The following is a 22,843-nucleotide window of genomic DNA, read 5'->3' as shown; positions in this document are numbered from 1 at the left end:
TGCTTCGCACCCGGTTGAACCTATACTAAATCTCAATTGCGTGAGATACCCATGGATTCGTTAATCGAGCTAAATCTACTGCAATTGTTGCTGGCAATGGGTTTGGTAGTTGTGGCGATCGCGTTATCGGCATGGCAACGATTGGGATTAGAAGGGGATCTGGCGATCGCGACGGCTCGCACGGTTGTGCAACTTTTGGTTGTGGGGTATTTACTCGCGATCGTGTTTTCGTTGCGTAGTGCCTGGATGGTGTTAGCTGTGATTTTGGTAATGATGGCGATCGCGACGGTCGTGGCGCGCAATCGCATTGGCAAAAAAGTGCCGGGGTTAATTCCCATTGTTGGCGGGTCTATTTTTATTAGCACGGTCATCACGTTGACCTATGTCAATTTCATTGTCATCCATCCAGACACCTGGTATGAGCCGCAATATGTCATCCCGCTGGCGGGCATTTTGCTGGGTAATGCCATGAATGGAGCGGCGATCGCCGGAGAACGCTTTGTCAATACGCTGAATAGCAGTCAATTAGAAATTGAAACCCACCTGTGTCTGGGGGCAACCTCCTGGCAGGCGATCGCGCAGTATCGCAAGGATGCCGTTAAAGCTGGGTTGATCCCCACGATCAACGCCATGATGGTGGTGGGTGTCGTGACGTTGCCGGGAATTATTACCGGACAAATGTTGAGTGGAGTCAGTCCGCTAAATGCGGCTGCCTATCAAATGTTGATTATGTTTATGCTGGCGTTTACTACCCTGGTCGTCACAATTTTAATTACCCAGGGAATTTATCGCCAGTTTTTTAGTTCAGCAGATCAGCTGATTCTCCACTAAAGATCGCTAATTTTCGGGAGCGCGCGACTTTGCCGCGCGCTCCCGACTATGAAATCTTGAGAGAGAGCCGCGCTCCGCGCGGCTCTCTCAACAGAAACGGTTGCTTATTGCTGGACATACCCCGACAAGTCTGGGTCATATTTGCCAAAAATTCTTCCGTTGGAGTCATATAGCTCAATGGGGAGTTGCGCCGCTTCACTAATGCTAGCGATCGCTCTCAGTAGATAGTTTGATCGAGCAATGACCTCAAACGAGGTTCCTGCCTCCGGTTGGGCATAGACCATTGCCTGTTTTACCGTTTGTACATACTCAGGCATGATCGTCAGGCGAACCACCTTATCGACGAGTGCATAGCTACACACAGGCGATATCCCAGAACAGGCGCGTTCCAGGTCATTGGCGACTAACTGCATTGCCATGGCTACCCGCAGATGCTCTTGAGCAGATGTTAACGAGGTTTGATAGGAAGATGCCATCGTTTGCGCCTGGGCAGCGTAAGACGTACCCTGAGGAATTTGCTGAATATGGGTGACGGCTTCTTGCCAGGCATCCACTGCCTGCGACCATTGGTTATTTTGTTCTGAATTCTGTGCCTGTTCTGCCAGAGCGATCGCCTGAGTGTAGGCAGTTTGGGCAATTTCTTCCTGGGTATGGCGATCGCCCACTTTTGCCAACTTTGCCTGATAAATATCTAGAAGTTGCTGAGCTTCTGCATATGCCATCGTCGTGTCGGGTACCTGCCGAAGCTGATTGACGGCAGTTTGCCAGGTCTCGTAGGCTAACGTCCAGTCTGCCAATGCTACCGCAATCCCTTCCTGGGTTTCTGCCAGTTGTGCCATAGCGCGCGCTTTAACAACTTCTTGTTGCGCTTTTTGCTCCAGCGTTAACCGTTGGTTGGTGACGGCTAAATTTTGTTGATATTCTTTGAGCTTGCGCTGGGCTAACGGATACACCGGACTATTGGCGGGGACATTGTGTAACAGGGCGATCGCCTGTTGCCATAAATTTTTTACCGTTTGCCATTCGGGCAGAGGGTGGGGGGGATTCTGACTAGTCTGAGCAGCCTCATTACCTTTTTGTAAGGCAGCGACAACCCGTTCCAATGCCGTGGTTTCTGCTTCATAATCTACTAGCAAATGTTGCGCAGACCGATGATGACTAGACCAGGGTGGAATTGTGCCTAATAGATAGCTGGCTTCTACCAGCTGATCATAGGCATCCAAGACCTCATCTGCCGAACTAGTCGTCTGAATGCGTTGCATCGACTGAATACTCAATTTCTGTGCCGTTTCTAGTTGCACACAACGCCCCAATACACACGGACGAGTCAAGGCAAATATGCCCCCGACCAGCACAAATGAACCTATAGCAATACCTAAAACGGCTGCTGGAACGAGGTGTGCAGGAATGAATGGCAAGCGCAAACGCCGATCGTTAGACTCAAGGGTCTGAGTTTCTGTCAGATCCAGGTCTGATGTCGCCTGATCCGTTGTTCCATATAAAGCTAGAAATTCGTCATTGGCTTCTGCTTCATGCTCCGCTTCCTCGCGGGTTTCAAGTTCAGCCCTAGTCTCAACTAGTTCTGACTCAGCTAGTTCTGACTCAGCTAGTTCTGACTCAGCTAGTTCTGACTCGGAATGAGCTGAGGTGAATTCTTCAGATAAAGGATGATGTAATGGCAGCGGCAAAGACTCTGGCAACGATTCTAAGGGTTCAACCGTAAATTGACGTGAATCGTAGGCTTGACGTTGCCCTAATACTCGCAAATAGAGCCGAACGGTAAATTTTTGAGCGTCTCCCAGCCAGCCTTTCAGCTCATCCCAAGGCTGATGTTGAAGGACGTGTTCGAGGGTTGAAAACGTCTGATAGGCATCGACGGATACATCTGGCGGATGCTGGATCAAAATCATCAAGATATTTTGCTTGATAGTAGAACGAATCCCCAAAGATGCGTATTGAGGAATATCGGTCAGCTGACGTTGTAGCTGCTGAGCAAAAATGTGTAACTGATTTTGGAGCACAGATGGATTCATCGAGCCATTTTAACTCTCTCGTTCTGAAAATGGTCTAGAAAGGTTAACGGCTTGTTGCGTCTAGTGGTTCGTTTTATGCCGAATTGCGATCGCCTGTTTGATCAAACGTGAACAAAACGTGCTAACCCTCTCTTGCCTATTAAACTGGATCTTTGAAGGTTATGGCGACGGTAATGGATATTTTGATTGTTGAAGACGAATCTGAAATCGCTCAGTTGATTCAGCTTTACTTGGAAAAGGAAGGGTTTTCTTGCCATACCTGCCGAGATGGCTTAACAGCGCTTCAGATCTTTCAAGATCAACAACCCGACCTCATCATCCTTGACCTTATGATTCCAGAAATGGATGGGCTAGAAGTCTGTACTCGGATTCGACAAAAATCGGGCGTTAAAGATCCTTACATTCTCATGCTGACGGCAAAGGGAGAAGAAATCGACCGGATTATTGGGCTATCGACCGGGGCAGATGACTACATGGTGAAGCCGTTTAGCCCTAGAGAATTGGTAGCACGTGTGCGAGCGCTGTTGCGGCGGAGTTTGCGTCATGCCAATCCCAGCCAAATTTATCAAACGCAGCACTTTACCGTTGATATCGATCAGCGCATTGCCCATCGTCGCTTAGAGCCGCAAGATCTGGAAGAATTGGATCTAACAACGCTAGAGTTTGATCTATTGACCACATTTATGAGTTACCCTGGTCGAGTTTGGAATCGTAGTCAATTGATTGAAAAGCTTTGGGGCAATGATTTTTTTGGGGATGAGCGGGTTGTTGATACCCATATTGCCCGTCTGCGTAAAAAAATTGAGCCAGATCCAGCGAGTCCCATGTTTGTTAAAACGGTTATTGGCGTGGGATATAAGTTTGAAGATCTGGCGATTTCGTAATCTCTATAGCATTCAACACCTGAACTTAGGATCGTGGATTTAATAAAACCGAAGATTTATATTTTGGAAGCGCGGCGGGAGCCGCCGCTTCCAAAATTAAACGTCCGGGTTTTAATTAATTTGTCATCCTTAAGGATCATCAATTGAATAATACTGACGATTGATGTGTAGAAACGCGACGTCGCCGCATTTCTATAGCCTGATGCATTCAAGTTAGGACAAGCGGGTGTGGGGGCGCAGCCCCCACGCAGGGGTTTCACCCCTACATCCCCTTCTAACGTAAGTGCGCAGCACCATAAACCCATAAACGTCCAGATTTTATTGAGTGTGTGATCCTTAGAATTCAACACTGACAATTCAACACTAATTTCCCACCATTCATGTCTAAGTTTGGGTTGCGATCGCGTTTGTTTTTTTCTCATGTAATTGTCATGCTGGTCGGCGTGATTACGCTAACGGTGATTGGCAAAATTTCTTCACCCCGATTTTTTGTCGTGTATCTGGAAAGTATTGAAGTTCAAGGCATTCGGGTGCAACAAATTCGCAAGGAACTGGTTCGCGGTTTTGAGCTGGCTTGGAGTCGGGGGGCAGTGTGGTCAATTTTATCGGGGGTGAGTGCGGCGGCGGGTCTGAGTTACCTGGTGACGCAGCGCATTGTCCGCCCTTTGGTGCACATGGAAGAAATTACCCAAAAATTTGCATCTGGTCATTTGCAAGAGCGGGTACCCCAGAGCGAAATTCCAGAATTAGATCAACTGGCAACGAGTTTTAACCGCATGGCTGCGGGTCTGGAAGGGGTAGAAAATCGGCGGCGGGAATTGGTGGGCGATCTCACCCACGAGTTGCGTACCCCGCTGACTGTTTTAAAGGGATATCTGGAGGGCTTGGCAGACGGCACCATTGAGGCTTCCCCAACGGTGTACCAAATTCTTACAAAAGAAGCCACGAGAATGCAACGTCTGGTGAATGATGTTCAAGAATTGTCCAAGATGGAAGCGGGGTATTTGCCCATCGATGCCCGTCCGTTTGATCTGCAACCCCTATTAACGTCTTTAGTTCGCCGCTTTTCTGATCAATTGGTTTTGCAAAATAGCCCCGTTATTCAGCTGAAATACCCACCTGATCTACCCCCCGTCCTGGCAGATCCAGAGCGGGTCGAGCAGATTTTGGTGAATTTACTCAGCAATGCATTGCGATACACTGCAACGGGTTCAATCACGATTCAGGTGTGGCGAGAGGTAAACACCGTTTGGCTGGCGGTGATTGACACCGGAACTGGAATTTCTGCTGAAGATTTGCCCCATATTTTTGAACGGTTTTGGCGAGCCGATCGATCGCGCGATCGCCATTCGGGGGGCAGTGGCATTGGGCTAGCCATTTGTCATCGATTGGTCGAACTTCAGGGCGGCAAAATTAAGGTTGACAGCGAAGTGGGTCAGGGAACAACATTCAAGTTTTCTTTACCCCTGGCAGTTTGAACCTGATGGTTAATCGGCTTTACTCAATCTCGGTTCCTGAGGAATCTGCGGTTTAATACACTCCTGGTTTTGCGGTGGCGCGGCGAAGCCGCGCCACCACAAAACTATGGCAATTCTCAATGGTGTGACGTAGACGTGACGTACAAGTTATTGAGAGAGCCGCGCGGAGCGCGGCTCTCTCAATAACTTGTACGTCATTTATCCAGTTGTGACGCGTTACAATCTTTAGTCTCTTATCCCTTCAGGGTTTGTAGCCGGGATGTTTTAGATTTTGTCCATAAGTTGCGGATCTGGGGGAATGGAATCAAAATGCCCGCCAAAATTTTGAGGGAGACAATCAACATTAACCGCTTGTGTTGTTTGATTAAGTCAGGATTGTAGTGAATCGCGTAATAAAACAGCCGTGCCACCTTAAGGCTTTTGAGCGGCGTCAGTTGCCCTTCTAAGCCTCTAAACATCAGATATTTGTAGAGATGTGCCAGACTTTGTTGTCTGAGATGTTGAACAGAGGCAGGGGCTTGTGCATATGCCCGGTCAAGAAACTGTAGACATTGAGTTTCCTGGCGAGCGATGTTGGCAGAAATGGATTGGGACGACATCCGATATAGAATATGCTGCTTGGGAACCGCTACAAAGTCATAATGGGTGGCTAAACGCAAATATAAATCTTGATCCTGACTACCTTTAAGAGATTCATCAAATCCGCCAATTTCGACAAAGGCAGAACGCCGAATTAACGGGTTAGAGCCATTTTCTAAAAAGTTAAAGATTAAAAGTTGGTTGTAGGCAGCTTCGCGATCGCTAATGGTGACTCGATGCCCCGAATAGATAAATTGCCCAGATTCATTGATATAGGTTGTCCAACTATAGGCAAGGGCTGCTTCCGGGTTGGCTTGTAAGGCTGCTAACTGCTCCGCTAATTTATCTGGAGTCCATAAATCATCCGCATCCAAAAACGCGACAAACTCGCCTGTTGAGTGAGAAAAGCCGCGATTTCGAGCTGCAGAAGCTCCTGCATTGGCATAGGAAAAAACGTTCAGCCTGGGGTCTGCGATCGCACAAACAGCTTTCAACGAGGCATCCGTAGAGCCATCGTCGATGACAATCAGTTCGAAATCCGTAAACGTCTGATTGAGGACAGATTCAATGGTTTGCTGAACCGTTTTTTCGCTGTTGTAGAGCGGGATGATAACCGAGATCAGGGGCATTGGGGTTTAGTCGCGTGATTTTTGTTGGGGGTTAGAAGATGAGTCGGCTTGTAACGGAGAAGCTTGGCTAAAAAAGCTAGAAATTGGCTTGAGGAGTTGCTTTTTAAGGTAATAAAAAGGACTAATCAGTCCGCCTATGAAAAATGCCATTTCGCAGGCAAGACCGAGATCCGTCTTTATTTGCTGATGATATCTCAATTGATGTATCACTACTCGACGGAGACTTCCCAATAGACTTTTAAACCAAATGAAAGGTCGCCACCAGGGTTTGACCGTAATCATCAACAAATCGCAGGTACAAAGACCATAGAGATGGGCAAGCTTACAGAGATATTGTTTTTCCATGCGCCATGCGGGGATGCGATGAGAAATTTTCATGGCTGGGTTATGCCAAATCTCCCACCCGTGATTATGCATACGCAGAGAAATTTCATAGTCGTCACCACCTTGTCCTGTTCGGACTAACTGGTTGGGTACGCTTTCCAACCAAGCCTGTTTGCGAACCACCAGTCCGGCTCCGGCAGGCAGTCTAAGTTTTTCAGGTTCATAGGGCTTGGGTGTTTTGCTGTAGTTGCGAATGACCAGAAACGATTGAACTTTTTCAAAATGTTCTGGGGGTTCACCTTCTAGATCGGCTTGAATCTGGCTGCCGTACGCACCGACTTGGGGATAGTTTTGCCCAAACAGATACGCCTGACTGACCCAGTCTGCTGCTGGGAAATTATCGTCATCCAAAAACCCGATGTAAGTGCCCTGCGCCTCTTCGACCCCCCGTTGACGGGCAAATGCAATCCCCTGGCGAGGCTCAAAGCTATATCGCAACGGCACCTCATCCTGCCATTGGGTCTGCCATTGTTGAACCAATTCGGCAGTGTTATCGCTGCTGTTGTTGTCAACAAGAATGACTTCCCAGCGAATTTGGCTGGGGTTGAGCTGCGATCGCAACTTATCTAGCACCAGAGGTAATCGCTCAGCCCCGTTGTAAGCCGGTATCACGACGGTAAAGTCAATGGTCATTGCAATATCGTGTTAACTCAGAGGTATCGTTCTCCATCCTACGCAGACTTGACTTCGATAGAATTAGCAGAACGGGGCTGAGGCTCCTTTAAATAACCTTTTGTGTAGAGATAAAAAGGACTGATCAGACTGCTGACAAACAGTTGCATCTCGCACGCGACTACGATGTCGGTGGTGACGTTAAATCGATGTTTGACCAGGTGCAACACAATTTTGCGCAGATCATTAGCCATATATGCCAGCAGCATCAGCGGCCGTTGCCAGGGTTCAACCCTCAACATGCGAATCACATGACGGCTCAGCCCAACCCCTTGAAAGAAGGGCAATAGATATTCGCGGGTTAAGCGCCAGTGAGGAATTTTGTGGCTTAAAGCCATCGCTGGGTTATACCAGATTTCCCAGCCCGCTCGTTGCAGATGGGCGATCGCTTCTAAATCTTCGCCGGTTAACATACTGCCTTCGACCCGACCCGACAAGACAGGTTTCTCAGGCACACTGTTGAGCCAGGCCTGTCGTCGAATGACCAGTCCGGCGGAGGGCGGCAAGATGCGTTGACTGGTTAAATAAAGCCTGGGTTGAGAACCTCGTTCGGTGATTGCCAGAAATGGCAAAATTCGTTTGAAGTGGGCAGGGGGAGGTGTTTCAAAATCGCCATGAATTTGGCTACCCCAGGCTCCGGCTTGGGGATGTTGCTGGGCAAATCGATATGCCTGGGCGATCCAATCGTTCGCAGGAATATTGTCATCGTCCAAAAAGCCGATGAGTTCACTCGTGGCGTCTTCTACCGAACGCTGACGGGCAAAGGCAGCTCCTTGCTTGGTTTCCAAACAATATCGCAGAGGGAAAGGAAAATCGCGTTGATAGCGTGCCACAACGGCGGCTGTGCCGTCGTTACTGTTGTTATCGACAACAATGATCTCTACGCGTAATTGTTCTAGATTGATTTGCGATCGCAGGTGATCCAGTACCTCGGGAAGGCGATGCTCGCCGTTATAGGTAGGAATTGCTACCGTAAAATCACTCATGATTGATAAAGCCTCACAAGAGGTGCAGCTTACAGCCTATCCTGCCAAAATTGCTCTGGCGTCCTAGAAAATTCGGATAAAGTTGGCTCAGTATTAAGAGTAATGATAGAGCAAATACGTACAAATACGGGTTTGAAAATTTGGTGTAATAAAGTTACTCCGTATGAATCCTCGTAAAATCCCTGGTATTGACGATATAGCGGTGTCCAAGTTCGTTCAGTACAGAAACGGGGTTGTGGGGCGCTCCGCACCCCACAACCCCGGACTGAATCAACCTGCACAGTGCTATAGACAACGCTTCGCACCCGAATGGATTACGGTTATGGTGAGAGCCACGATCCGCGTGGCTCTCGCCATAACCTGGACTTCACGCCATTAAGAATTGCTATAGCGTCAATCTACGAAAGTGACTGCCCACCATGCAGACGCAAAAAAAGCTACAGGGTTCCTAAGACAAATCTCCGCAAAATCTCGGTCACTTCAGCTGCCATTCTGGCGTCGAGTTCAATGGCTTCGCGATCGCCATTCCCCAAATTTTTCGCCACCAGCAATGTCATGCCGATCAGCCTTACCTCAGCGGCTTGGGGTTGCCCCGATAGTGCCGCTCGATGCTTGTCAACAAAGCGAACAAAGACAGAGTAGACCAACTCTGTTCGGTTGCGGATGCCACTGCGACCAAACCCTAATTTAGAAATAATCACCGGCGCTTCTAAAACATCGTTTAATCCCAAGCGCTCTAGTGCCACGTCTACATAACGCGCCGAGTCTGCCCCCATCGCCCTGATGACACTTTCGAGGCTATTCCACTGCGCTCCGGGCAATCGTGCCTCCATTGGCAGATGAGGATGTAGCCCCAGCATGGTGATCAGTCGAGTTAAGTCGTATGTAGAAACGGCATTGCTGCCGCCATAGCCACCCGATGCCCCACTCAAGACGACTTTTTGTAACCGCTGATCCCACAGTTGCGGTACTTGAATAAAGGCACCCTCACCGTAGCGACCGCGAAATTGCAATTGGGTATTTCCGGTAATATTTTTTACCCAATTCTCTAAATTCTGCGGCGTCTCGAACTGCTTAAACATTGCCGCCAGAGAATTAGAGCTACCAATGGCAGATTTGTAGTTGATCATGTCTACTGCCAGGTCGTAAAAGCTGAAGCCTTTACTGCTTCGACCGGGGCGAATGAGTTCGTTATCAATATCAGCGGCAGCAAAGGTGGTGTTGACCTTAGAGACAATATTGAGCAGAGGAATGAATTTGGTCGCACTCCACAGTTCGACATTGGCTAACCCCTCTTTGCCCAGCCAGCGGGCTTTGAGTTGCCCATCTGCAACGTTGCTCACACAAACACACGCTTGCTGCACATCGGCATGTAAAAAGGCAAGCCCCGATGCATCAATTTGCGGTAGGCTCCCGCGTTTGGGAAAGGGTTTGAAGCTGACGGCTTGATCCAATCCATGTTGAATGGTAGAGGCAGTGGATACGGCGATCGCCTGGTCTGTGAGTTTTTGAGCGAGATAGGTGGGATAGTTTTTGATTTCAGATTGATAGGGCGACGTTTGAATGCCTTTGTCTAAAAACGCCAGTTTGGATGAGTCATAGCCGACCTCATGGCGCAAATATTCATTAAATACCCGTTCGCGATCGCCCGCCTGGGTCAGGACAAACTCAATTGGGTTAATCGCAAGCAGCGTTTGGGCAAGCGGCTGATCCAGGGCATAGGTGTAGCGATTGGGCAATTCTAAAATTTGGCAGAGTTCGATTAAGGCAGCTTCGGTTTGCGGACTGTAGATGCCATTGATCGCCTCGTCACCGGGATGCAACCGCAGGGCATAGAGACGGGTCTGAATTTCTCTGACTAAGGTGGGATTGCCACGGATTTGCTCTAAAGGAATGACGGTCTCTGTTTGAATATCTTTGAGCTGGCTCGACCAGGTGACATACCAGGCGGGTACACCTTCTGTTCGCCCTAAAGTTTGGCATACTAACGCGGCAACCTCACCTCGGGTCATGGGTTGTCGAGGTCGGAGCTTACGCACATCGGGATAGTTGACCACCAGACTGGACAGGGCTGCCGTAGCGATCGCCCCTTTGGCATAGGCAGGAATATCAGCCGCATCATCAAAATACTGTGCCAAAATCCGCTGAAACTGGAGCGGCACCACGTAATTCAAGCCTTTGACCACAACGGCTATAGCATCGGCACGCGAAATAGACGCATCGGGGCGAAAACTTTGGTCAGGGTATCCAGAAAATAACCCCCGCTCAGACACCCACTGCACTACTTTGTTTGCCCAATGGGTTGGCGGCACATCACTAAAACTGGCAGTCTCCCGTACCGGCAGAGCCTTGGGAAACAGCCAATACATCAAGACAGCAAACTCAGCCCGCGTAATTGGGGCATCGGGTCGAAAGTGACCGTCCGGATCACCTGTTACCAGATCTTGGCTGGCAAGTTCTTCAATACAGTGTTTTGCCCAATGGTCATCGATATCTGAAAACAGGCGTGGGTTTGAATTGACGGTAGACGAGGTGATGCGGATACCAGGCATGGACGGTTGGCTGCTGATCAGGTCTGCACAATCTTTAGCATTTTTTAACGGGCAGAGAAAGAGGTCTAGTAGATCCAATTAAAAGTTTTACAGCGGGGTGCAGGGGTGAAACCCCTGCGTGGGGGCGCAGCCCCCAAACCCCCATGTTGCAAAATTTCGTGTTTGCAACACGAGTGCGGTGTCAAGTATTTTCTGACGGGTGATGTGCCGCGCGAAGCGCGGCACATCACCCATTTCAACCGTCAATTTTTAATGGACAGACCACTAGTTGACGTTGAATTGAACTTTTAACAAAGAACAATCATCCACAAATGTGTCTGAGCCTTGCAGTGTGCGCACTGCTTGGACAATGCGATCTAGATTTTCGTCATGGCAGTGATTTTGTTTGGCTAATAGTTGAATAAAGCCATCAATCGTCCATACGGTGCCATTGGCTTGTTCAATTTCGTACAATCCGTCGCTAAAAACATACAGCGTACTGGAGGGAGGAATTTGACAAACACTAGGCGAATACTTGGCTTCTAAAAACATACCGATGGGTAAGCCGGGTGTTTTTAATTGTTGAATGGAACCGTCGGTAATTAAAATACCTGGTGGATGCCCTGCACTGGCATAGGTCAATTGTTGGTTAGAGCGGTTATAAACACCATACCAAATCGTAAAATAGCGATCGCTCTTTTGGGTCATTTGAAATGCTTCATTTAGCGCCTTGAGAACGGAACCAGGCTGATAGAAACTAACATCGGGTAAGGACTGCGATCGCAATAAGGTTTGGATCGAAATAGATGGCAGTGCGGCACCTAACCCATGCCCTGACATATCTAATAAATAGATGACCAAATGATCGGCATCCAACCAATAATAATCAAAGCAATCTCCGCCCAATTGACGCGAGGGTAAAAATCGAGAGTCGATAGAGATTTCACCCTGCATCGGAGCCGGAAGAATTGATTTGGCATAGTCGGCGGCTTCCGCTAACTCTGCCTCTAAAACTTGAGTCTGTGCTTTTAAATCTTGAGATATTTTTTGTAAGTCTTGATTGGCTTTGCAGAGCCGCAATCCAGCTCGAACTCTGGCTCTTAATTCATTAACTTCGATCGGTTTTGAAAGGAAGTCATCAGCACCCCGATCTAAGCCTTGCACCTTATCTTCTACGCTGGTGCGTGATGTCAATAGAATAAAAAAGATATTGGCGAAATCTGGATCGGATTTGACGTGACGACAAACGTCTAAGCCATCGATTCCTGACATCAACCAATCACAAATAATGAGGGATGGATGTATTTTTTGAATCTGAGTCAGACCCTCTTCACCACTGGGAGCAACACTCACCTCATAGCCCTGATCTTGGAGTGTTTTTTTTAACACTAATTGGATAATTGGATCATCATCAATCACTAAAATATGAGCCATAAATAATAAAGTTCAAGAAGACTCCATAGCAGTTGAAGGATTAATTAGAAAGGGGTGCAGGAGTTCTATCCCCGTCCGGGGGCACAGCCCCCACGCCCCTGTTCCTAACCAGTCCTTTCGGCTGCTATCTGTTGGCTAAGTTGCGATCGCGATAGATGCACATCGTCCCAAAAATATTGAAACCAGCCTATTAAAACTCATTGTTGAAACCCTGATCCAAAATCCTGAAATGCTTATCTCACAAGTTATACAGGATTCTGATGGTTGACGCGATTTTCTATGAATGTAACGTTGCTTAAATTGTGTTGTGTTTATGTCACAAGAGTACAAACTTCGCTAAAAGCTTTCTCAAGTCTTAGCACCAAATAATCCATAGATTCCAGTTCATTAGACAAAGCTTGCTGCTCGATCCGAGCTGCCAATTCCGCCATAGTAGCGGCACCCATGCTGACGCTAGAACCTCTAATGTAATGAGCTTCTCGAATAATATTGTGATAGTTTTGAGCTGCGATCGCGAGCTTTAAATTTCTGATTTTAGCAGGTATTTCAGCAACTAGGGTATGTAATAGATCTGCTTCAAACTGCTGATTGCCACCCGAAATTTCATGGAGATAGTTCCAATCAATTAAAGGTAGTTCAAAAGAAATCTGTTGCTCAGATAATAAGTTTTGTGATGCATCGGCTAATGGGTCAGGCACTTGGGTTTGGATAATCCAATTCCAATACGATAATTTTTCTGCCAGATGATTTTTTTGAACGGGTTTACTAAGATAATCATCCATACCAACCTGCAAACATTTCTCTCGATCTTCTTTCATCGCATTGGCTGTCATCGCAATGATTACGGTATGCTTTTGTCCTGCTTCTAATTGGCGGATTTGCTGCGTTGCTGTATACCCATCCATCACAGGCATTTGGCAATCCATCAACACTAAGTCATAGTTGATTTTTTGCATTAAATCCAAAACTTCTTGCCCATTCGCCACGACATCGGCGTCGTATCCCAAATTCCATAATTGGTTAAGCGCTACTTTTTGATTGATCGGGCTATCTTCTGCCAGCAAAATTTTTAATTTACCAGGGTCTAAATTGTCCGACGCATCTAGAGGAACGACGCCATTCGTGGACAAATTCCCCGTGACCGCCAACGAGGTCTGTTGATTCATTACGTGTAACAGACAATCGAATAACCGATTTTGCTTGACGGGTTTGACCAGATAGGCTGAAAATCCCATCTCTACGAGTTGCTGAGTCGTTTTTTGTTGATTTAGCGAGGTCAGCATAATCAATTTGGTTGACGACAGGAGTGGATCTGCCGATATTTGCTGACCCAGCATTTCGCCATCTACCTCAGGCATATGCATATCTAAAATCGCTAGATCGTAGGGCTGTCCCTGTCTTGCTCTCGCCTGTAACATTGCTAATGCTTCTGCTGCATCGCTGGCTTGCTCAACCTCAATGCCCCAGCCCGAAACCTGGTAGTAAATGATTTTTCGATTCGTTGCATTATCATCGACCACTAAAAGTTTTAAGCCCTTGAGCACAGCGGCATCTCGTGTTTCAACGCTGTTAGTATCGACCGGCTCTCGCTGTTTTTCAAATGGGAGCTTAAACCAAAATTGTGACCCTTTACCCGGTTCGCTGATAACATCGATGCTGCCACCCATACATTCGACAATCTGTTTACAAATCACAAGTCCCAAACCTGTACCGCCATATTTGCGGGTGGTGGAGGCATCTACTTGAGAGAAGGGTTGAAACAGCTTCTGACGAGCGTCCGATGGAATGCCGATGCCTGTGTCGTTGACTGAAAACTGGAGGGTGGCAGAGGTGTCTGTTTCTTCTACCAACGAAATATCAATGACCACTTCGCCGGTGTGCGTGAATTTGATCGCATTGCTGACCAGATTGGTTAATACCTGCCGCAGGCGGCTGACGTCGCCTCTTAAATATCTGGGAACATTGGGATGGATCAGTGTTGCTAGATCTAAGCCCTTGGCAAAGCTTGTGGTGGCAAGCAGATCAACGACTTCTTCGGCACAGGTAATGACGTTGAAGTCGAGCACTTCTAACTCCACTTCATTTGCTTCGAGCTTAGAAAAGTCGAGAATGTCATTGATCAGCGTTAGTAGGCTATCGCCGCTGGTGCGAATAATTTCAGCAAAGTCTTGCTGTTGGGGTGTAAGTTGGGTATCGCGCAATAACCCTGCCATGCCAATAACCGCATTCATGGGTGTGCGAATTTCATGGCTCATGGTTGCCAGAAACACACTTTTCATCCGGGTTGCTTCTTCAGCAGTTTTGCGCGCTTTTTCGGCTGCAATTTGGGTTTGCTTGAGGGCAACGTTTTGCTGCACCAGTCGTTGTCGTTGCCGGATTAGTCGGTGTCGTTGTTTGGTTTCTCGTTCCAATAAAGCCGATTGAGCAATGGCAATGCCTACCTGATTTGCCAGTTGGCTGAGTAATTCAACCTCAAAGGGTTGCCAATGGCGAGGTTGAGAACATTGATGGGCAATTAATAAGCCCCACAGGCGATCGCTCTCAATGATGGGAACGACCAGATTGGCTTTGACTTCAAACTGGGCAAGCAACTGTTTATGGCAGTCCGTTAGGTCAGATTTCTCCACATCATCTACTACTAACAGACGCCCTTGATAGTATTCCTGCCAATTCCCATTTATAAAGCAGGTGTCTTCGATCTTAATGCCCAACGAAGAAGTCCAGTTCGGTTCAACCGATTCGACTGCTATATGCCCACTCCAGTCTGGATGAAATTGATAGATGACAACGCGATCGGTGTGAAGGAAGTCGCGCACTTCAGCGACCGTTGTTGTCAGGATCTCTTGTAGATCGAGAGATTGGCGAATGCGCAACGTAATCGCAGAAAATAGATGCGATCGCATATTCTGGCGTTTCAGCGCCTCTTCTGCTTGCTTTTGCTCGGTAATATCAATGCCTGTGCTGATGATATATTCCACCTGTTCTTCGGCATCGGTCAGCGCCTTACTCGACCAGGAAATCAGCCGATAGTCTCCAGAACGGGTGATCCAGTAGCCCTCATAGCTATTGGGAAAGTCGCGAATTTGTAAATTTGCAAATTTTGCTTGGGCTACTTTAATGTCTTCAGCTGGCAAAAATAGATCCCAGAACTGTTTGTTACAGACCTGATCAAAGGTGTAGCCCGTCGTTTGTTCACAACTGCGGTTAAATCGGACAATGCGCCCTTGATGATCAACCACCATGACCAGAGATTCGACGGTGTCAACCACCGTGCTGGTAAAGTCGCGTTCCCGTTTTAGGCTCTTTTCGGTGCGATACCGTTTGCCAATTTCACTATAAATTAAGCCAAACACCAGGATTAAGACCGTTAGATCGAGGGCAACCCCACCGAATGAGTTCCGCAGGGTCGTTTGAGCCACTTGAGTAACTTTTTCTGACCAATTGTTTAAGTTTGCTGCCTCCTCCGTTTCAAGGTGGGTGATGGCGAGCTGAATTTCATCTTTCAGGGTGGAGTGATTGCGATCTAAATAAAGTTGCCGTGAGGCTTCTAGTCCTTGCTGTCGTCTGAGTGAAATCAGGAACTCAGCATTCGCTTGTTCGGTGGCGATCGCTCGATGTAAGGCATCCAACTGGGCGTTTTGCTGCGGTGTGTGTTGGGAACTTTGTTGTAATTCTTTAAGTGTCTGATTAATCTCTTCAATCGCAACTCTGTAAGGTTGCAAATCTTTTTGATCGCCCGATAAAATGTAGCGCTGTTGGCTCAGTTCCATACTGCTGAACTGTTCCAGCATGGTGTGTAGCTGATCTAAGGTGTGATGCTGTAAGGCAAGCTGTTCGGCAGAATGGGTGAGATTTTTGATTCCCTGATACGAAACCACACCTGTTGCCAATAAAATAGCCGCAGCGCCGCCAAACCCAAGTGCGACCTTCGTTAAGAAACCTTTATGCCGTTTTCCGGGTGATTTTTGCTCGATGCTAGTGCGTTGTAGATTTGCCAGGTTACGGCGTAGATCGAGCAATCTAATAATCTGCTGTGCCAACGTTTTGAGGGCGTCTATTTGCTCAGGGCTGAGTTGGCGAGGAACATAGTCAATCGTACACAACGTGCCCAGCGTGTAGCCGTCAGGGGTGGTTAAAGGAATGCCAGCATAAAACCGGATAAAAGGAGAGGATGCCACCAGAGGATTGTCGGCAAACCGCTTGTCTTGTAAGGCGTCGGGAATAATCAAAGGTTCTGAACTAAGCAGGGCATGGGAACAAAATGCCAGATCGCGGGGTGTTTGCTGAACCTCTAACCCCACTTTTGATTTGAACCATTGGCGATCGCGATCGACTAAACTAATCAGTGCAATCGGCGTTTGGCAAAGGTAGCTAGCCAGACGTGTAATATCATCAAATGCCTTTTCCGCAGGTGTATCTAAGATATTGCATTGGTAAAGGACGTTGAGTCTTGTCGTCTCGTTAGTGGGTTCTGGGGCTGGAATCATAGCTCTTCATTTTCCTCAGGGAAGTGCCTCAGGAGATTGCGTTGTCGTTTGGGTAGGAATTGTAAGCTATCACTTTAACGGGCGGTAAAGACTTGGGGATAACGCCGAAATTTCTTGAAGTTCATACCTTGACCCGATAACCCTGAGTAAAAGTACGGCGAGGAAAGGCGTTAAACTGTCACAATTGGAAGTATGGCAATTTGGGTGAATGTGCTGAACTGTGGCAAGAGTTTGTTTAGAGAATATTTCTCGCCGATTTAATGCGGCTACTGCAATTGAAGACATTACCTTTGAGGTGCCCGATGGCGATTTTTGGGTATTGGTGGGTCCTTCGGGCTGTGGCAAATCGACAATCTTACGTACAATCGCAGGTTTAGAAACAGCCACCTCCGGTAATCTTTATATCGGTGATCGCTTAGTTAACGGCGTGTTGGCACGCGATCGCGATGTGGCAATGGTGTTTCAAAACTATGCCCTTTATCCCCATATGACGGTTGCGGATAATTTATCCTTTGGCTTAAAAATGCGAGGCAGCGATCGCAAGACGATTCAAACCCGAGTTGAAGAAGTGGCGGCATCGCTTGATATTGCTCATTTGTTAGACCGCAAGCCAAAGCAACTTTCGGGGGGACAACAACAACGAGTGGCATTGGGTCGGGCGATCGCCCGTCAGCCACAGGTTTTTTTGCTGGATGAACCGTTGTCTAATTTAGATGCTCAGTTGCGCGACGATACGCGTGCTGAACTCAAGCAATTGCATCATAAGTTTGGGATCACCACGATCTATGTTACCCACGACCAGGTCGAAGCCATGACCCTTGCCGATCAAATTGTGGTGCTCAATCGCGGGCAAGTGCAGCAAATTGGCGATCCGCAACAGATTTATGCGGAACCGCTCAATCAAATGGTGGCAACTTTTTTGGGAAGTCCGCCGATGAATATTTTGCCTGCTATCTGGGATGGTGAAACCTATAGGGTTGGGGCACAGAATTTTCGCTGGGGCGATCGCCTACCTAAAGCGATCGATCGATCGGGTGGAACTGCTGTTAATTTAGGAATTCGTCCCGAACATATTCAGCTTACGGATGACCCCAGGAAGGCACATTTGGCTGTAGCCGTGACGGTTGTGGAACCCTTGGGACGAGAGACGTTGGTCAGAGCTGTTTTACTCAACTCATCTCAAGAAACCTCAACGGAGATTCATTTTCAGGTGGCTCCCCAGATTCGTCCCCAAATAGGCGATCGCCTTTTGCTGTATTTGGATGGCGATCGGTTGTTTGTGTTTGATCCAGAAACCGGAAAACGATTGAGCTAGAAGCGGTCAGTATCTGTGATCTTCCAGATCGGTATGTAATGGCTGTGCCAAGCTCACGCAGTGAGCTTGGCACAGCCATTACATACCAATTTGAACCACAACCATGATCAAGATTTTGACCAGGTCGAGCCTTGTACCAGGGTATGGACTTGCCAATTTGGATCGGTTTGAGGATAGTCTGATCGATAATGCCCGCCTCTGCTTTCGGTTCTGAAGGCAGCGCTTTGTAAAATGAGATAGGCAACATCTAATAAGTTGCGGATTTCTCCCCACAGTCTTAAATCTGACTCTTGCAGACATGATTGGGTTTCCAGGGACTGAGGGGGGGGCAAGGTGAGAAAAAACTGGCTCAGGGGTAAGTGGTCGAACCAGGTGCGCCAGGTTTTGACTTGGGCGATCGCCTCGTCAAGCGATCGCTGTTCACGACAAATTCCTGCACTTTGCCAGACGAGCCGAGGTAACTCTTGAGACAAAATTTTAATCTGGCTTAAATCTTCCGCAAAACTATCGGGTGGCAAAGACGGGGTGTTGTCTGTTGCCGACGCATCTAAATGCTTGTTATCAACCAAGTGAGCGGCAACATCTGGCAATTTAAGATGCCTTAACTGTGCACCGTACACCAGACACTCTAGTAAGGAATTGCTGGCTAAACGGTTGGCTCCATGAACCCCTGTATTTGCAGTTTCCCCAAGGGCGTATAGGTTGGGAATCGAGGTTTGGCTTGTGGGATTGGTGACAATTCCACCCATCCAATAGTGGGCAGCCGGAGCAACGGGAATCGGTTCGCGAAATACATCAATGCCCCATTGCTGGCAAACCTGGATGATATTGGGAAAGCGATATTGAATCCGGTCAGGCGGAATGGGGCGTAGATCTAACCAGACATGGGCAGTGGCTGGATCAGCGGTTGTTTTTTGTAAGTGGCTATAAATCGCACGACTGACGATATCTCTGGGAGCCAATTCGCCATCGGGATGATAATCAAAAGCAAAGCGATGCCCGTCTGCATCCACTAAATGCGCGCCTTCTCCTCGAACAGCTTCACTGATTAAAAAGCGAGGTGCACCGGGTTTAAACAACGCCGTGGGATGAAACTGGACAAATTCTAAATCTCTTAGTTGTGCCCCCGCTCGCCATGCGATCGCCACGCCATCCCCTGTACTGGGTGCCGGGTTGGTAGTGTGGGCAAATACCTGTCCGCCGCCGCCGGTCGCCAATACGGTTGCTCCCGCTCTGAGCCAGAGTAGTTTGCCCTGAAAAAATAAACTGATCCCCAGGCATTCTGTTTGGTCTGGCGATAGCCATAGATCTAAAGCAAAGGCTTGAGCAATGACTTGAATATTTTTGCGATTAAAGACTTGAGCAATCAAGGTGGTGACAATTGCCCGTCCGGTAGTATCTGCGGCGTGTAATACGCGCCGACGGGAATGTGCCGCTTCCAAAGTTAATGCTAAATCTTTGCCGTGTCGATCAAACTCGACCCCCATGGTCACTAACGATTGTACGCATTGTGGGGCTTCCCGTACCAGCAGATCGACGGCATCCAGTTCACACAACCCTGCCCCAGCCTTCAGTGTGTCGTCTAAGTGCAGGGTAGGAGAGTCATCAGGGGCGATCGCCGCTGCAATTCCACCTTGCGCCCAGTCGCTAGCTGACAGGGAGAGCGTGTCTTTAGTAATCAAGCCCACTGTTAAATGGCTGGGTAAGCACAAAGCGGCATACAGTCCGGCAGCGCCACCTCCCACAATTAAAACGTCGAAATAGTTGGGCAGGTCAGGTTTCGACACAATTTTTCCGGTCTTTACTGAAATTCCAGTGTTTCTTCTAAAGAAACTACACTAGTGTTGCAAACACCAAATTTTGCAACATGGGGGTTGGGGGCGAAGCCCCCAAGAAGGGATTCCACCCCTTCACCCCTGACAAAACGTTCGTTTTGCTGTACTAGTGTTACTAAATTGGGATTTGAGTTTAATGTTTGAGCGTGTTTTACAGGCAATGAAGCACGCTAAACTCAAACGGCTAAACTCACACGTTGATTCAGCCAATGCCAAATGCAAATAATTGACGTAAAACCACTAGCGATCGCCAGTGGTTTCAAATCCAATATGTAATTAATCCCTCTTTCAATTTTGCAGATGGAGCGTTTCGGTCAAAAAAACTCCATCTACAAAAATAAATTTGGTTTAGGTTGCATGGCATTCGCTAAACGCTAATTTCTATCAGAAAAATTCATAGAAATAAACGGCTGATCCATGAAACTCGATTGGAGAAATCAGAGATTTTTGAAAGCGTTTCTAATGAATATCTGATCTGCTTTTGACTAACGGTAAATGCCGTTGTTAAAGCGATCGCCCCCTTCAACCAGAGCATCTTCAGGCGAACTGACAGTAAAGTTGCCCAAATTATCTTTCAAAATATCCTTCTGACGCTCCGTCAAACCGGGCATATCGAAAATATCATCGACTTTTTCAAAAGGAGCATTTTTCACGATCATGCCTGCAAGCTTGGGGTACATACCTGGATAGCGTAGAAAGGCACGGATATTCGTGTTGTTGAGATCAATTTTCTCTCCAAACTCGGTTGATAACTTATCATCGACCGTATTCCGGTATTCCATTTCTGCCAGAACAGTAGGCAGCGCATTTACACGCACACCACCCAGGCTAGCTGCTAGTGCTTTTTGGGGTAGCCCAAATAGACCCAGGCAACCCACCAGCAACATCAAAACCATCAGCGCGCTAACCAGTCGTTTCATCGGTTAGATTCCTCCCAATCTAATTATTTAAAGTCATCAAAAATATATACACAGCCTCTTAAATAAGAGACTACCACTTTGGGGGTAGAGTTTTGAGCTTATTGCTCAGGACTTACTCAGATGCATCGGTTCATCTTGCCAAAGTGCTTGGGATCACCGAATAACTGAACCTATATAGCAATCCTATTTGATTCGTGAAAATAATTAGTTGTGAAAGCGCCCGCCCTTCGGGCGGGCGCTTTCACAACTGATTTAGGATCGCTATAGCAATTGCATGGTTAATAAAGACGGGGTGCAGGGGTTCTACGCCTGTCTGGGGGCACAGCCCCCACCCCCCTAACGTCCTAACTGGATTGCGTAGAACCATGCCCATCAAATATGAAGCTGCAACTTTGAGGAAGTGCTGTGCGGGTTGATTCATCCCCATTTGAATTAGGAGCACGGCAGATATCTGTGCGGGCTTGGCAGTGCCAAGCCCATACAGAACTTCGATGTGCCCAAAGGTTTGTTTAAATTGGTATCAGTACGGTGTTGTGGGGCGCTCCGCGCCCCACAACACTGCTTCTGTACTTAATGAACTATTTCAACGCAAGAGCGCTTGAGGGTTGCCCCAGCTGGGGCAACCCTCAAGCGCTCTTTAGCATTTATCGATAGGGTTTATTAGACGCCTTTGCTGCTCAGACTTAGAAATGCGTCTAAGTCTGCAAATGACCCGGCATAGGTAACAGTCGGGGTATCGTACCCTTTCAAACTGACGGTGTATTGTTTGAACAATTTGGCGCTGAGCCCCGAAGAGGTCAGATAACGATAGGTCGTTTCCCCAAATGCTACATCCATGCCAATTTGCTTGGTAGAAGACTCTAGCCGGAACGCTGCATTAACGGTGTCTCCGAGCGCGGTATAGTCGGGGCGATCGCCCGTTCCTGTATTGCCGACCATGGCATAGCCCGTATTCAGCCCTGCTCCCACCCGTAATGGGAACGGCAATGGATACTGCTCGTGCAATTGACTGGTCATTTTATGGAGCGCACTTAACGCCATAGCAATCCGAACCATTTCTTCATGGCTGACGCCTTGTGCGCCATGAATCCAGACTGCCATGATGGCATCGCCGATATATTTATCGACCCAGCTACCATATTCTCGAATAATATCCCCAGCATGACGGAACCAGGTGCCGATCGCCTCTGAAAGAATTTTTTCATCCAGTTGGCGAGTCATCACCGTGAAATCCCGAATATCGACGACCAATACCGAGATCAGACGACGGACATGCAGGGTCGCAGTAGCAGTAAACTCTTGGGAATCGATACCGACCGAAGGGTCGGTCATGTGCTCAGGCGGTGGGCAATAAAACTCTAGTTCGGTTTGTCCAAATGTAAGGCGATCGCCATTGTGCAGCGTCACAGGAACACTGACTCGTCGCCCATTGACAAACGAACCGTTACGGCTACCCAGATCAATTAGATAAAACTCCCCAGTTTCCATGCGCTGTAACATCGCATGGTTACGTGAAATCCAGCGGTCAGGGAGCACAAAATTGTTATCTTCTCCTCTGCCCACCGTCCAGCAATTGCTACTGGTGAGAGAGAGATAACGATTACCTGACTCAGTCCGAAGTATCAAATGGGGAACAGGTTGTGCAGTCACCACTATTTAGAAACAACCGCTAACGTTTCCCTACGATGCATCCTGTCGCATCCTAGCTGTGAGACCTATTTAAGAATCAATCATCCTAAAATTTCCATCGACTGGGCTTAGGATGGATTCCTCAACGGGTCTATTGCTAGTTTAAGCCTCTTGAGACGGTTTGTCGGTACTCTTCACTAAACACTTACTGAAAAC

The 22,843-nt window shown here is 47.8% G+C and carries 14 protein-coding genes; 4 read left to right on the top strand and 10 right to left on the bottom strand.

Annotated elements, in window-relative coordinates; all coding sequences use genetic code 11:
• The first annotated feature begins 51 nt into the window (after positions 1 to 51).
• A complete protein-coding gene (locus ACR6Z4_RS03665) occupies positions 52 to 831 on the top strand; it encodes an ABC transporter permease (RefSeq protein WP_479715861.1) in 780 nt (259 codons plus the stop codon).
• A 104-nt stretch (positions 832 to 935) separates the two neighbouring features.
• On the opposite strand, the gene ACR6Z4_RS03660 is transcribed toward ACR6Z4_RS03665, so the two are convergent.
• Positions 936 to 2,864 (bottom strand): hypothetical protein, encoded by a 1,929-nt coding sequence (locus tag ACR6Z4_RS03660; RefSeq protein ID WP_479715860.1) that lies wholly within the window; start codon positions 2,862 to 2,864, stop codon positions 936 to 938.
• Positions 2,865 to 3,037: 173 nt separating this feature from the next.
• On the opposite strand from ACR6Z4_RS03660, the gene ACR6Z4_RS03655 reads away from it, so the two are divergent.
• Entirely contained in the window at positions 3,038 to 3,748 is a 711-nt protein-coding gene (locus ACR6Z4_RS03655) for a response regulator (RefSeq protein WP_479715959.1), read from the top strand.
• A 380-nt stretch (positions 3,749 to 4,128) separates the two neighbouring features.
• Positions 4,129 to 5,226, top strand: coding sequence for a sensor histidine kinase (locus tag ACR6Z4_RS03650; RefSeq protein ID WP_479715859.1), 1,098 nt, complete (start codon positions 4,129 to 4,131; stop codon positions 5,224 to 5,226).
• A gap of 233 nt (positions 5,227 to 5,459) precedes the next feature.
• Here ACR6Z4_RS03650 and ACR6Z4_RS03645 read toward each other — a convergent pair whose 3' ends face one another.
• The 6 genes from ACR6Z4_RS03645 to ACR6Z4_RS03620 form a co-directional block, all read right to left on the bottom strand.
• Entirely contained in the window at positions 5,460 to 6,434 is a 975-nt protein-coding gene (locus ACR6Z4_RS03645; RefSeq protein WP_479715858.1) for a glycosyltransferase, read from the bottom strand.
• A gap of 6 nt (positions 6,435 to 6,440) precedes the next feature.
• On the bottom strand, positions 6,441 to 7,451 hold the full coding sequence (gene hpsE, locus ACR6Z4_RS03640) for a hormogonium polysaccharide biosynthesis glycosyltransferase HpsE (protein WP_479715857.1): 1,011 nt from the start codon (positions 7,449 to 7,451) through the stop codon (positions 6,441 to 6,443).
• Between the two features lie 38 nt (positions 7,452 to 7,489).
• A complete protein-coding gene (hpsE, locus tag ACR6Z4_RS03635; RefSeq protein ID WP_479715958.1) occupies positions 7,490 to 8,479 on the bottom strand; it encodes a hormogonium polysaccharide biosynthesis glycosyltransferase HpsE in 990 nt (329 codons plus the stop codon).
• Between the two features lie 434 nt (positions 8,480 to 8,913).
• Complete coding sequence (locus ACR6Z4_RS03630) at positions 8,914 to 11,028, bottom strand: S-layer homology domain-containing protein (RefSeq protein ID WP_479715856.1); 2,115 nt, start codon at positions 11,026 to 11,028, stop codon at positions 8,914 to 8,916.
• A gap of 264 nt (positions 11,029 to 11,292) precedes the next feature.
• Positions 11,293 to 12,441, bottom strand: a complete 1,149-nt coding sequence (locus ACR6Z4_RS03625) for a SpoIIE family protein phosphatase (protein ID WP_479715855.1) — start codon at positions 12,439 to 12,441, stop codon at positions 11,293 to 11,295.
• 311 nt (positions 12,442 to 12,752) lie between these two features.
• A complete protein-coding gene (locus ACR6Z4_RS03620; RefSeq protein ID WP_479715854.1) occupies positions 12,753 to 16,928 on the bottom strand; it encodes a response regulator in 4,176 nt (1,391 codons plus the stop codon).
• Positions 16,929 to 17,148: 220 nt separating this feature from the next.
• Here ACR6Z4_RS03620 and ACR6Z4_RS03615 point away from each other — a divergent pair, with 220 nt between their 5' ends.
• On the top strand, positions 17,149 to 18,243 hold the full coding sequence (locus tag ACR6Z4_RS03615; protein WP_479715853.1) for an ABC transporter ATP-binding protein: 1,095 nt from the start codon (positions 17,149 to 17,151) through the stop codon (positions 18,241 to 18,243).
• 107 nt (positions 18,244 to 18,350) lie between these two features.
• Here ACR6Z4_RS03615 and nadB read toward each other — a convergent pair whose 3' ends face one another.
• The 3 genes from nadB to ACR6Z4_RS03600 all read right to left on the bottom strand — a co-directional run bounded on the left by nadB (position 18,351) and on the right by ACR6Z4_RS03600 (position 22,651).
• Positions 18,351 to 20,030, bottom strand: coding sequence for an L-aspartate oxidase (gene nadB, locus ACR6Z4_RS03610; protein WP_479715852.1), 1,680 nt, complete (start codon positions 20,028 to 20,030; stop codon positions 18,351 to 18,353).
• Between the two features lie 533 nt (positions 20,031 to 20,563).
• The gene (gene psbU / locus ACR6Z4_RS03605) at positions 20,564 to 20,998 is read right to left on the bottom strand and encodes a photosystem II complex extrinsic protein PsbU (protein ID WP_479715851.1); all 435 of its coding nucleotides are present in this window, start codon (positions 20,996 to 20,998) and stop codon (positions 20,564 to 20,566) included.
• A gap of 660 nt (positions 20,999 to 21,658) precedes the next feature.
• A complete protein-coding gene (locus tag ACR6Z4_RS03600) occupies positions 21,659 to 22,651 on the bottom strand; it encodes an FHA domain-containing protein (RefSeq protein ID WP_479715850.1) in 993 nt (330 codons plus the stop codon).
• Between the last annotated feature and the right edge of the window lie 192 nt (positions 22,652 to 22,843).

Source organism: Calyptranema fuscum S582 (assembly GCF_055793305.1).
This window is presented reverse-complemented; position numbering and strand designations above follow the sequence as displayed.

Coding starts and splice junctions, on each gene's coding strand:
- ACR6Z4_RS03625 (WP_479715855.1), bottom strand. CDS start 12,441: ATGGCTCATATTTTAGTGATTGATGATGATCCAATTATCCAATTAGTG.
- hpsE (WP_479715857.1), bottom strand. CDS start 7,451: ATGACCATTGACTTTACCGTCGTGATACCGGCTTACAACGGGGCTGAG.
- ACR6Z4_RS03655 (WP_479715959.1), top strand. CDS start 3,038: ATGGATATTTTGATTGTTGAAGACGAATCTGAAATCGCTCAGTTGATT.
- ACR6Z4_RS03665 (WP_479715861.1), top strand. CDS start 52: ATGGATTCGTTAATCGAGCTAAATCTACTGCAATTGTTGCTGGCAATG.
- ACR6Z4_RS03630 (WP_479715856.1), bottom strand. CDS start 11,028: ATGCCTGGTATCCGCATCACCTCGTCTACCGTCAATTCAAACCCACGC.
- psbU (WP_479715851.1), bottom strand. CDS start 20,998: ATGAAACGACTGGTTAGCGCGCTGATGGTTTTGATGTTGCTGGTGGGT.
- ACR6Z4_RS03620 (WP_479715854.1), bottom strand. CDS start 16,928: ATGATTCCAGCCCCAGAACCCACTAACGAGACGACAAGACTCAACGTC.
- ACR6Z4_RS03660 (WP_479715860.1), bottom strand. CDS start 2,864: ATGAATCCATCTGTGCTCCAAAATCAGTTACACATTTTTGCTCAGCAG.
- ACR6Z4_RS03645 (WP_479715858.1), bottom strand. CDS start 6,434: ATGCCCCTGATCTCGGTTATCATCCCGCTCTACAACAGCGAAAAAACG.
- ACR6Z4_RS03650 (WP_479715859.1), top strand. CDS start 4,129: ATGTCTAAGTTTGGGTTGCGATCGCGTTTGTTTTTTTCTCATGTAATT.